The following is an 11965-nucleotide window of genomic DNA, read 5'->3' on the forward strand; positions in this document are numbered from 1 at the left end:
TGCGGAGTGCTGACAATTCTCAATGCCGCGAAGCGGGTGTTGGTGGGGCGGCCTTTCCGGAACGACCGTTTGGCCCACACCCTGCTTCCCAAGCGCATTGCGCTGCCGATTTTCGCTTCGGATGCCCTGTCCTCAGTGGCGTACGCCCCTGACGAAATCCTGCTGACGCTGGCCCTCGCTGGTGTGAGTGCCGTGGCCATTTCACCGCTGGTCGGCCTCGCCGTCATGGTGGTGCTTCTCACGGTGGTTGCCTCGTATCGGCAAAACGTCCACGCCTATCCTTCCGGTGGCGGCGACTACGAAATCGCCAACGTCAATCTGGGGAAGTTCGCCGGCCTGACCGTCGCGGCCGCTTTGTTGGTGGACTACGTCCTCACAGTCGCCGTGTCGATGTCCTCTGCAGCGGCGTACCTGACCACGGCGATCCCCTCATTGCACGGGCAGCAGGCTGTCATCGCCACAGTCGGCGTCGTCATCTTGGCCCTGGTGAACCTTCGCGGCATCAAAGAAGCCGGGAGTGTCTTTGCGGTTCCCACGTATATCTTCATGTTCTCCATTCTGGGAATGACGGCTGTGGGCATCTTCCAGGCGGTCACGGGCCAACTGGGCGAAGCGCCGTCGGCCGCTTTCTCGATCGTCCCGCAAGAGGGATTCGACCAGGGGCTAGTCGGTCTGGCAGGAGCGTTCCTGCTCCTTCGGGCCTTCTCCTCGGGCGCGGCCGCCCTGACCGGTGTGGAGGCCATCAGCAACGGTGTGCCGAACTTCAAGAAGCCCAAGAGCAAGAACGCCGCCACGACCCTCCTCATGTTGGGGGTCATCGCTTCGGCCATGCTCGCGGGCATCATCTACCTCGCCAACGCCACCAAGGTCCACATCGTGCTGGACCCGGCCAAGGAATTCCTCCTCGATGGCAAGCCGCTGCCGGACGACTACATCCAGAACCCGGCCATTAGCCAGATTGCACAGACCATTTTCGGGCCAGGGTCCATCCCGTTCTATATTGTCGTAGCAGCCACGGGCGTGATCCTCGTCTTCGCCTCCAACACAGCCTTCAACGGATTCCCGGTTCTGGGTTCCATCCTCGCCCAGGATGGATATCTTCCCCGTCAGCTGCGCACGCGCGGAGACCGATTGGCCTTCAGCAACGGGGTTCTCGCGCTTGCGGCAGGTGCCCTCGTCCTGATCATTTCCTTCAACGCCGACGTCACCAAGCTGATCCAGCTCTACATCGTGGGTGTCTTTATTTCCTTCACGATGAGCCAGCTGGGGATGGTGCGGCACTGGGGCAGGGAACTCAAGCTTGCCCGGGACAAAGCTGTCCGCCGGAGAATGCTGAAGTCCCGCACCATCAACATGCTCGGCTTCTGCATGACGGCCTTGGTGCTGACCATCGTTCTCATCACCAAGTTCGAACAAGGTGCCTGGATCGCCCTCCTGGCCATGTTCGTGCTGTTCCTCATCATGTGGAGCATCCGGGCCCACTACGACAACGTGGCCAAGGAACTGGCCGTTGACGAGGACTCGTCTCCGCGTGCGTTGCCCACGAGGGTTCACGCCGTGCTGCTGGTGTCCCACGTCCGCAAACCGGTGCTGCGCGCACTCGCCTACGCGCGGGCATCGCGGCCGTCCAGGCTGGACGCCATTATTGTGGACATCGACCACGAGGAAACCGCCCACACTGTGGAGGCCTGGGACAAGTTGGACATCCCTATCCCGTTGACCGTATTGGCGAGTCCATACCGGGAAACCGTCACGCCCATCTTGGACTACGTCAAGAACATGCGCCGGGATTCCCCACGCGACCTGATCGTCGTGTACATCCCGGAGTACGTCGTCGGCAAGTGGTGGGAACAGCTTGTCCACAATCAGACCGCACTGCGCATCAAGGCCCGGCTTCACTTTGAACCCGGGGTGATGGTGGCAAGCGTTCCTTGGCAACTGAAATCCTCCGAAGAAGCAAAGGCACTGCAGGATACCTAATGACCCACCCCAGCTACACCGATTCCAGCAAGCCCACGGCCCAGGACGGAGCTGCCAAGGAGCTGGTGGTGGACGTCGGCCCCATCGCCCACGGAGGCCATTTTGTCGCCCGGCACGAGGGCCGGGTCATCTTTGTCCGGCACGGCATCCCGGGGGAGAAGGTCCGGATCCGGCTCACCGACTCGGGCGAGTCTTCCCGATTCTGGCGTGCCGACGTCGTCGACGTCCTGGAAGCATCAGACGACCGGACACGCCATTTCTGGGCACTCGCCGATTCCCTTGCCGCCTGGCGCAAGGGCGGTCCGCCCGTGGGAGGTGCCGAACTCGGGCACGTGACGCTCGAACGGCAGCGCCGGCTGAAGTCCGAGGTCCTCGCCGAGCAACTGAAGCGGCTCGCCGGCGTCGAACTGAATATCGACGTGGAGCCCGTCTCCGGTCATGATCCAGCTTCCAACGGCGGTGCAGGCCCCGACGTCGATTCAGGCCTCGGCTGGCGAACGCGCGCCAGCTTTGCCGTCACCCCGGGCGGCCGCCTGGGGATGCACGCCCACCGCTCCGACGTGATCATTCCGGTTCACGAGATGCCGCTCGCACTTCCGGGCATTAATGACTTGCGGCTGTGGGAGCTCGACTTACACGGCATTTCAAGGGTGGAAATTGCGGCACCAGCTAACGGTTCACGTCCCCTGGTCCTTCTCGCCCCGGAAGAAGGTACCGACGCGCGCCGACTCAACCGCATCCTGGGCCAGCTCTCACACGAAGTTTCCGTAGCCAGCTTCGACCCGGCCCGCGGCGAAGTGCTGCAGTTGCGCGGCAGGACCTGGGTCCAGGAATCCGCTGCCGGCCATGAATACCGGGTCACGGGAGAGGGCTTCTGGCAGATCCACAAAGACGCTCCGGACACCTTGGTGGGGGCGGTTACGGGATTCTTGCACGATGGTGGCTACCTCCTTCCCGGATCAGCCGTGGCCGATCTTTACGCAGGAGCCGGGTTGTTTACGGCGCCCCTGGTGGACGCGGTGGGGATCACTGGTTCGGTGCTATCCGTTGAAGGATCGCCCGGAACCAGCCGGGACGCCCGCAAGAATCTGCATGGAGAGCCCCATGTGGAGATCGTCCAGGGCAAGGTGGAACGCGTCCTGCGGCAACGGTCCCGCAGCTTCGATTCGTTGGTGATCGACCCGCCGCGCGCCGGTGCCGGCAAAGCCGTAGTCAGCCAGCTCATCGAGTCCGGACCGCGGGCCATCGCCTACGTGTCGTGTGATCCAGCCTCTTTCGCGCGTGATCTCGGGTACTTCCGGAATGGCGGCTGGCGGCTTGATTCACTCCGTGCCTTTGATCTCTATCCACACACTCACCATCTGGAGACCGTCGCGTTGCTGGTGCCCGCGGCGTAGCCGCCACTACGATGGTGGAGAAGTTCGACGTCGCGCTTCACTTCTCCACCGACCGACGGCATGATGCTCAGATTAGGTTTGCCTAACTAGCTAGCGGTCAACCGCGCGACAAAGATGAAAGCTGTTGCGAGAGGAGTCCTGCCATGAGCACTGTGGACAGCTTCGGTTCCAAAGGCGTACTGAATGTAGCCGGCACCGATTATGAAATTTTCCGGTTGAACTCCGTTGAGGGCGCAGACAGCCTTCCGTTCAGCCTTAAAGTATTGCTTGAAAATCTCCTGCGGACGGAAGACGGCGCCAATATCACGGCCGACCACGTCCGCGCCTTGGCCGGTTGGGACCCGAATGCCCAGCCAGACACCGAGATCCAGTTCACCCCGGCTCGAGTCATCATGCAGGACTTCACCGGTGTTCCTTGTGTCGTCGACTTGGCCACCATGCGTGAAGCCGTCAAGGATCTCGGCGGCGACCCCAAGCGCGTCAACCCGCTGGCTCCGGCCGAAATGGTCATCGACCACTCCGTGCAGATCGACGCCTTCGGCAACTCCGGCGCCCTCGAGCGCAACATGGAGATCGAATACCAGCGCAACGGCGAGCGTTACCAGTTCCTGCGCTGGGGCCAGACCGCTTTTGACGACTTCAAGGTTGTTCCCCCGGGAACCGGCATCGTCCACCAGGTCAACATCGAATACCTGGCGCGTACCGTTATGACCCGCGAAGTTGAGGGCGTTCTCCGCGCCTACCCCGACACCTGCGTCGGTACCGACTCCCACACCACCATGGTCAACGGCCTGGGCGTGCTGGGCTGGGGCGTGGGCGGCATCGAAGCCGAGGCTGCGATGCTCGGCCAGCCCGTCTCCATGCTGATCCCGCGTGTTGTCGGCTTCAAGCTCACCGGCTCCATTCCGGCGGGCGCCACGGCCACCGACGTCGTCTTGACCATCACCGAGCAGCTGCGCAAACACGGTGTTGTCGGCAAGTTCGTGGAGTTCTACGGCGAAGGCGTTGCGGCGGTGCCGCTGGCCAACCGCGCGACCATCGGTAACATGAGCCCGGAGTTCGGCTCCACGGCAGCCATGTTCCCGATCGACGACGTCACGCTCGACTACCTGCGCCTCACTGGCCGCTCCGAGCAGAACGTCGCCTTGGTTGAGGCCTACGCGAAAGAACAGGGCCTCTGGCACGATCCGTCCCACGAGATCAAGTTCTCCGAGTACCTTGAGCTGGACCTGTCCACGGTTGTTCCCTCCATCTCCGGCCCGAAGCGTCCCCAGGACCGCATCATCCTCACGGAGTCGAAGGCACAGTTCCGCGAGGACCTGCGCAACTACGTCAAGGAAGACCTGGCCGACGGAAGCCTGGACGAAGCCATTGACGAGAGCTTCCCGGCCTCGGACTCGCCGTCGTTTACCGCTACCGCGACCCACTTGGCCGATGTAGCGCCGCACGCACACGGTCCCAAGTCGAATGGCCGCCCGTCGAACAAGGTGGGCGTCGTGACGGCTGACGGTCGCGAATTCGAACTGGACCACGGAGCCGTTTCGATCGCTTCGATTACGTCTTGCACCAACACGTCCAACCCCTCCGTCATGCTGGCCGCCGCCTTGCTCGCCCGCAACGCCGTGGACAAGGGCCTCACCTCCAAGCCCTGGGTCAAGACGTCGGTCGCTCCCGGCTCCAAGGTTGTCACCGACTACTACGAGAAGTCCGGCCTGACCCCCTACCTGGAGAAGCTCGGCTTCTACATTGTCGGCTACGGCTGCGCTACTTGCATCGGCAACTCCGGACCGCTCGACGCCGAAATCTCCGAGGCCATCCAGGCCAACGACCTTTCCGTCACCGCAGTCCTCTCCGGCAACCGCAACTTCGAAGGCCGCATCAACCCGGACGTCAAGATGAACTACCTGGCCTCGCCGCCGTTGGTCATCGCCTACGCCCTGGCCGGAACCATGGACTTCGACTTCGAGGCGGACGCCCTGGGCCAGGACCAGGACGGCAACGATGTCTTCTTGAAGGACATCTGGCCGAACCCCGTCGAGGTCCAGAAGGTCATCGATTCCTCGATCGACAAGGAAATGTTCGCCCGCGGCTACGAGGGCGTCTTCGACGGCGACGACCGTTGGAAGGCACTCGACACCCCGGCAGGCGACACCTTCGCCTGGGACGCCAAGTCCACTTACGTGCGGAAGCCCCCGTACTTCGAGGGCATGAAGGCACAGCCGGATCCGGTAACGGACATCACCGGCGCCCGGGTCCTTCTGAAGCTCGGCGATTCCGTCACCACCGACCACATCTCCCCGGCCGGTTCGTTCAAGTCGGACACCCCGGCTGGCCAGTACCTTCTGGCCAACGGTGTGGAGCGCAAGGACTTCAACTCCTACGGCTCACGCCGTGGCAACCACGAAGTCATGATCCGCGGAACCTTCGCGAACATCCGCATCAAGAACCAGCTGCTCGCTGACTTCAACGACGGTGCGGGCGTCGAGGGTGGCTTCACCCGCGACTTCACCCAGGCGGACGGCCCGCAGGCCTACGTCTACGACGCCGCCCAGAACTACCAGGCCGCGGGCACTCCGCTGGTGGTCCTAGCCGGCAAGGAGTACGGCTCCGGCTCATCCCGTGACTGGGCTGCCAAGGGCACCGCGCTGCTGGGTGTGAAGGCTGTCATCGCCGAAAGCTACGAGCGTATCCACCGCTCCAACCTCATCGGCATGGGCGTCCTCCCGCTGCAGTACCCGGCCGGCGAGTCCGCCGCGTCCCTTGGCCTGGTCGGTACGGAAACGTTCTCCGTCGAGGGCGTCATCGAGCTGAACAACGGCACCACGCCGCGGACGCTCAAGGTCACTGCAACGGCCGAGGACGGCAGTTCCAAGTCCTTCGATGCCGTGCTGCGCATCGACACCCCGGGCGAAGCGGACTACTACCGCAACGGTGGAATCCTGCAGTACGTCCTGCGCCAGATCTCCGCACACTAGCGGCAATTTGCGCAGACTGCGCCTGAGCCAATAGGCAACAGCTACAGCCCCGGATGGTCGTTGACCAACCGGGGCTGTCGCCTTTCCGGCGGCTTCGCGGCGGCCAAGGCGTTAGAGTTATATAGCACGTCAATCACCCTAAGGAGGGGCCGTTGGGACTTTTGGAGACAATCCGGAACCCGCAGGACCTGAGCAAGCTCACCAGCCAGCAGCTGGAGCAGCTTGCCGGCGAGATCAGGACTTTCCTCATCACCAACGTCGCTCAAACGGGTGGACACCTCGGACCGAACCTTGGCGTGGTGGAACTCACCATGGCCATCCACAAGGTCTTCGATTCGCCGCGAGACAGCATCGTCTTTGACACCGGCCACCAGTCCTACGTCCACAAATTGCTGACGGGACGGCAGGACTTCAGCACCCTCCGGCAGCAAGGCGGCATGTCCGGGTACCCCGATCGTGGCGAATCAGAACACGACATCGTCGAGAGCTCCCACGCATCATCCTCCCTGTCCTGGGCCGACGGTATCTCCCGCGCCCGGCAATTGACCGGAGAAGGCGATCGCTGCGTCGTCGCGGTCGTCGGTGACGGCGCCCTGACGGGCGGAATGGCTTGGGAAGCGATCAACAACATTGCCGCGGACAAGCGCCGTCGCGTGGTGATAGTCGTCAACGACAACGGCCGTTCCTACGCCCCCACGGTCGGCGGCCTGGCAGACTATCTCGCTTCGCTGCGCCCCACAATCGACTCGTTCCGCGCTGCCCCCACCTACGAGGTTGTGTTGGATTGGTGGAAGAAGAAGCTGCAAAACGGCGGTCCCATTGGCCAGTTCACCTACAAGAGCCTGCATGCCATGAAGAAGGGCATCAAGGACTGGTGGGCTCCGCAAGGCATGTTTGAAGACCTCGGCATGAAGTACATCGGCCCTGTCGACGGCCACAACATGCGCGCCCTCGAACACGCGCTCACCACGGCCCGCAACTATGGCGGCCCCGTGATCGTCCATGCCATGACGGAAAAGGGACACGGTTACGCGCCTGCCCTCGCCAACGAGGCAGACCAGTTCCACGCCGTCGGAATCATCGATCCCGAGACCGGCGAACCAACCCAGGCCGGTGGAGCCCGCTCCTGGACGTCTATATTCGCCGAGGAAATCGCGGATATCGCCGACGAACGCAAGGACATCGTGGGCATCACCGGGGCCATGCTGATTCCGGTCGGACTGCACAAGTTCGCGGAACGGCACCCGGAAAGGGTGATCGACGTGGGCATCGCCGAACAACATGCCCTCACCTCGGCGGCCGGCATGGCCTTCGGCGGACTGCACCCGGTAGTAGCCGTCTACGCTACGTTCCTCAACCGCGCTTTCGATCAGCTCCTCATGGACGTAGCCCTCCACAAGGCTGGAGTCACGGTTGTCCTGGACCGCGCCGGGGTGACCGGCCCGGATGGTGCCAGCCACCACGGCATGTGGGACATGGCGATGGTCCAGATCGTTCCGGGGCTCCATCTCGCGGCTCCGCGCGATGCCAGCCGCCTGCGCGAAGAGCTCCGCGAGGCCGTCGCGATTGCTGACGCACCCAGTGTGGTGCGCTTCTCCAAGGGCAGCGTTGGAAGCGAGATCGAAGCGATCGAACGGCTTTCTGACGGCGTCGATGTGCTGGCTCGCCGGCCCGAAGGCTCCACAGAGAACGACGTCCTGATTGTCAGCGTCGGCGCCATGTCCGAGCTCGCCCTTGACGTCGCGTCCCGGCTCGGTTCCCAAGGCATCAGTTCCACAGTTGTCGATCCGCGCTGGGTCCTGCCGGTACGCAAGTCCATCATCGCCCTCGCCGCCCGGCACCGATTGGTGGTCTGCATCGAAGACGGCGTTCGTGCCGGCGGCGTCGGATCCCGTATCCGCCAGGAGATGCGGGCAGCCGGCGTGGACACGGCGCTCAACGAAGTGGGACTTCCGGTCGAATTCCTCGACCACGGAACCAGGAGCCAAGTGCTTGAACGGGTGGGGCTTACTGCCCAACAGATAACGCACGACGTCGTCGCGCAGGTTCTGGGGACAAAGGTGCCTTTCGCGCGTCCCCTGCCGGGACACGAACACCCCACCACAGGCAGCCTCCCCAAGCTGTGAGCGGGGACGCATCGCGGCGGCCCGGCGCTCTCCAGCCGGGAGACCTGGTGGTTGCCCGGAACCGGAAATGGGACGGGACAGCCCACTGGGTTGTGCCGGGACGTTATCTCGGCGAGGACATCCATGGCTGGTGGATTTTCCAAGGGCGGGGTGAATTCTGTTCCCGACCGGGAGCCGCCTTCTACACGGCGTCGGACGCAGTACTCTTGGTGCCGCGTTCAGGGGAGTACGTGGCCACGTTCTACGACGACACCTACCCCGGGGATTTCCGGATCTACGTAGATCTGGCCATGGCCCACGAGTGGAAGCCCATCAAGCCCGGCGTAGCCGAATTCCACATGATTGACATGGATCTCGACGTCATCCGTTCCGTGCACAGGGACGTGTTTATCGACGACGAAGACGAATTCGACGAGCACCGCGTCACCATGGCCTACCCCGACGATGTGGTCGAATCCATGCGGCAGGAATGCGGCGCGCTTTACCAGGCAGTATTCACCAAACAGGCACCCTTCGACGGCACGGGACCCAGCAGTACGTGTGCCGAATGGTTCAGAAAAGGACGGGCATGAGCGGCATCATCCGCACCTACAAGCGCGACGACGAAGCTGTCCTGCATTTCCGGGAGGCCTGGTACGACGACGAATTCAAGCAGTTCGTGATCAACCACGGGGTCGTAGGACACCAGAGCAGCACTGACGAAACCGACGTTGAGGACGAGGCCGCCGTCGAAGGACTCATGGCTGCTTTTGCAGCGCAATGCGAAGAGGACGGTTACGCCGAGATCCCGGAGACCGAGCAGTTCTGGGTGGTCGCCCAAATCGCGCTGAAAACGAAGGATGGTACCGAGCGCGACCGCTACCTTGAACGAAAGGCCAAGGCTGCCCTGACCAGCGAACTGGCTTGGCGCGGCCTCGGGACAGTGGAGCGTTCCGAAATCGGCGACGCGAAGCTCAACATTTACTGCCTGTGCCCGGATGTCAACAAGGCCGTTAACGCCATCAAGGTGTGCATCCGCGGAGAAGACCTGGACTTCACCAAGCTGAGCATCGCTGCGGCCCCCCATGCCGAACCTGCCGCCTTCAAAGTGAAACACTCGCCGAAAACCGGCGCGGGCTTTACTCTCTAAGGACTACGTCACCGCTTCGAAGGGACAATCATGGCGCCCAAGAGCAACTGGCCCGGACACACTCCGCTGCCGAAGGGCTTGTCTGCTCCGGCACGCAGGGCACTCGCCCATGAAGGACTGGAAACCTTGGAACAGCTCGCCGAGTTCGGCGAGCGGCGGGTAGCGGCCCTGCATGGCATGGGACCCAAGGTCATGGCGCAGTTACACGAAGCGATGGAAGAGGCAGGGATAGCCTTCGGATCCTGAGCGGCTGATTGGCCACCGCGGCGTTGTAGGGTGAAACCATGACTGAATACCGCCGTCTTGGACATTCCGGATTGACCGTCTCAGTAGTCGGTTTGGGGTGCAACAATCTTGGCCGGGCAAATACGGCCACGGAATCGCAGGAGGGCACCAACGCGGTGGTGCATGCCGCACTGGATGCCGGGGTGACCCTTTTCGACGTCGCCGACGTCTACGGCCGGGAGCCCGGCCTCAGCGAAACCATGCTGGGCGTCGCGCTGAAGGGTCGCCGGGACGACGCCATCGTGGCCACCAAATTCGGTCTCGACATGCACGGCGTGAACGGCAACGACTTCGGAGCCCGGGGATCACGCCGCTACATCATCCAGGCCGCAGAGGCGTCGCTGCGCCGCCTTGGCACCGACTGGATCGACCTGTACCAGTACCACACTCCGGATCCGCTCACCCCAGTGGACGAGACCCTCGCGGCCCTCGATGACCTCGTGACGGCAGGTAAAGTCCGGTACATCGGCCACTCCAACCGTGCTGGCTGGCAAATCGCCGAGGCCGAATACGTCGCGCGGATGCAGGGCGGCGCCCGGTTCATTTCGACGCAAAACCACTACAACCTGTTGGACCGCCGCGCGGAACTCGAAGTGCTGCCGGCCGCCCAGGCCTTCGGGCTCGGTGTCCTGCCGTATTTCCCTCTGGCCAACGGTCTCCTCACGGGCAAGTATTCTCCAGGCAGCGCCCCCGAAGGATCGCGCCTGAGCCATACTCGGACCAATATGGTCAACGACGCCGATTGGGTCCAGTTGGGCCGGTTCAGCCAATTCGCCAAGGAACGGGACTTGAGTGAAGTGCAGCTGGCGTTCTCCTGGCTGGCCGCCCAGCCTGCCGTGAGCAGCGTCATTGCTGGAGCTACCCGCCCCGGGCAAATCACCGAAAACGCGCAAGCGGTGCGCTGGGTGCCCACGGCGGAAGAGCGCGCCGAGTTGGATGAGATCTTCCCGCGTTCGCCCAAGGTTGCCCTTTTCTGAGGACCGTTCCGTGAGCGAGGATCCGACGCCGACTGCCGGGCACCGCGAGTCGGTGAGCTTGCTGGTGGACTGCGACACGGGAATCGACGACGCCCTCGCCTTGGCCTATCTGTGCAGCCAGCCGCAAGTGGAGCTCGTGGCCGTGAGCAGCACCCCGGGCAACGTTGCCGCCGAGCAGGTGGCACGCAACAACCTGTCCCTGCTCGAGCTGTGTGGCCGCCCCGACGTGCCCGTTGCCATCGGTGCACGGGCGCCGCTGCGGATCCCGCTGGTCACGACGCCGGAAACGCACGGTCCCCAGGGCATCGGCTACGCCGAGCTGCTGGAACCGCACGGAAAGGTGTACGACGTTGACGCCGTCGAACTCTGGGTGGAAGCAGCCCGGTCACGGCCGGGGGAGCTGACCGCCCTGCTGACAGCGCCGCTCACTAACTTCGCCCTCGCCCTGCGGGCCGAACCGCGCCTGCCGGAGCTGCTGCGCGGCGTCGTGATCATGGGCGGCAGCTATTACTACCAAGGCAATACGACTCCCACCGCGGAGTGGAACACCCACGTTGATCCGCACGCGGCGGCCGAAGTGTTCGCGGCCTTCTCCGGGCTTCCTGAGGAGCAACTTCCAGTGGTGTGTGCCCTGGAGACCACGGAACGGATCGAACTGAAGCCCAAACACCTCGCCGCCCTGGCCGCAGAGGCAGGCTGCGCCGAGCCGGAACTTGTCATGCCGGATCAGCCAGAAGGGCGGCGCAGCACCGCTTCCAGCGAACTCGTGCGGCATGTCAGCGACATGCTGCGCTTCTACTTCGAGTTCCACCGCCGCTACGACCAGGGCTACGTGGCGCACATCCACGATTACTTCGCCGCATCGGTCGCCGCCGGGACCGCCAGATACCGGACCCGCAGCGCAACAGTGCACGTGGAGACAACAGCTCCTAGGCTTATCGGAACCACTGTGGCGGATTTTCGCGGACTCTGGGGCGAGCCGCCCAACGCGCGCATCGTCTCGGAGAACCACCCCGAGGAAGCGTTCAACGAACTGGTGCGCTCATTGGGCGGCCTCGCCCGTCGGCTGGGAAACCAGGACGGCCGGAGACGGTGA

9 protein-coding genes are annotated in these 11965 nt (G+C 63.5%); all 9 read left to right on the plus strand.

Going from position 1 to position 11965, the window contains the following annotated elements:
• The first annotated feature begins 6 nt into the window (after positions 1-6).
• The 9 genes from HNP00_RS11460 (at position 7) to HNP00_RS11500 (ending at position 11965) form a co-directional block, all read left to right on the plus strand.
• Positions 7-1980: an APC family permease gene (locus HNP00_RS11460; protein ID WP_184739109.1), complete on the plus strand. Its 1974-nt coding sequence runs from the start codon at positions 7-9 to the stop codon at positions 1978-1980.
• Positions 1980-3377: a class I SAM-dependent RNA methyltransferase gene (locus HNP00_RS11465; RefSeq protein ID WP_184739111.1), complete on the plus strand. Its 1398-nt coding sequence runs from the start codon at positions 1980-1982 to the stop codon at positions 3375-3377. The genes HNP00_RS11460 and HNP00_RS11465 overlap by 1 nt, the downstream gene beginning before the upstream one ends.
• Before the next feature lie 143 nt (positions 3378-3520).
• On the plus strand, positions 3521-6352 hold the full coding sequence (locus HNP00_RS11470; RefSeq protein ID WP_184739113.1) for an aconitate hydratase: 2832 nt from the start codon (positions 3521-3523) through the stop codon (positions 6350-6352).
• A gap of 152 nt (positions 6353-6504) precedes the next feature.
• A complete protein-coding gene (dxs, locus tag HNP00_RS11475) occupies positions 6505-8478 on the plus strand; it encodes a 1-deoxy-D-xylulose-5-phosphate synthase (RefSeq protein WP_184739115.1) in 1974 nt (657 codons plus the stop codon).
• On the plus strand, positions 8475-9050 hold the full coding sequence (locus tag HNP00_RS11480) for a DUF402 domain-containing protein (RefSeq protein WP_184739117.1): 576 nt from the start codon (positions 8475-8477) through the stop codon (positions 9048-9050). The genes dxs and HNP00_RS11480 overlap by 4 nt, the downstream gene beginning before the upstream one ends.
• The gene (locus tag HNP00_RS11485) at positions 9047-9607 is read left to right on the plus strand and encodes a hypothetical protein (protein WP_184739119.1); all 561 of its coding nucleotides are present in this window, start codon (positions 9047-9049) and stop codon (positions 9605-9607) included. Before HNP00_RS11480 ends, HNP00_RS11485 begins: the two co-directional genes overlap by 4 nt.
• A gap of 30 nt (positions 9608-9637) precedes the next feature.
• The gene (locus tag HNP00_RS11490) at positions 9638-9853 is read left to right on the plus strand and encodes a hypothetical protein (protein WP_184739120.1); all 216 of its coding nucleotides are present in this window, start codon (positions 9638-9640) and stop codon (positions 9851-9853) included.
• A gap of 38 nt (positions 9854-9891) precedes the next feature.
• Positions 9892-10869: an aldo/keto reductase gene (locus HNP00_RS11495; protein ID WP_184739122.1), complete on the plus strand. Its 978-nt coding sequence runs from the start codon at positions 9892-9894 to the stop codon at positions 10867-10869.
• Between the two features lie 10 nt (positions 10870-10879).
• Entirely contained in the window at positions 10880-11965 is a 1086-nt protein-coding gene (locus HNP00_RS11500; protein WP_311770563.1) for a nucleoside hydrolase, read from the plus strand.

The sequence above is a fragment of the Arthrobacter sp. AZCC_0090 genome, assembly GCF_014207375.1.
GTDB lineage: Bacteria > Actinomycetota > Actinomycetes > Actinomycetales > Micrococcaceae > Arthrobacter.

Coding starts and splice junctions, on each gene's coding strand:
- HNP00_RS11470 (WP_184739113.1), top strand. CDS start 3,521: ATGAGCACTGTGGACAGCTTCGGTTCCAAAGGCGTACTGAATGTAGCC.
- HNP00_RS11465 (WP_184739111.1), top strand. CDS start 1,980: ATGACCCACCCCAGCTACACCGATTCCAGCAAGCCCACGGCCCAGGAC.
- HNP00_RS11495 (WP_184739122.1), top strand. CDS start 9,892: ATGACTGAATACCGCCGTCTTGGACATTCCGGATTGACCGTCTCAGTA.
- HNP00_RS11490 (WP_184739120.1), top strand. CDS start 9,638: ATGGCGCCCAAGAGCAACTGGCCCGGACACACTCCGCTGCCGAAGGGC.
- HNP00_RS11485 (WP_184739119.1), top strand. CDS start 9,047: ATGAGCGGCATCATCCGCACCTACAAGCGCGACGACGAAGCTGTCCTG.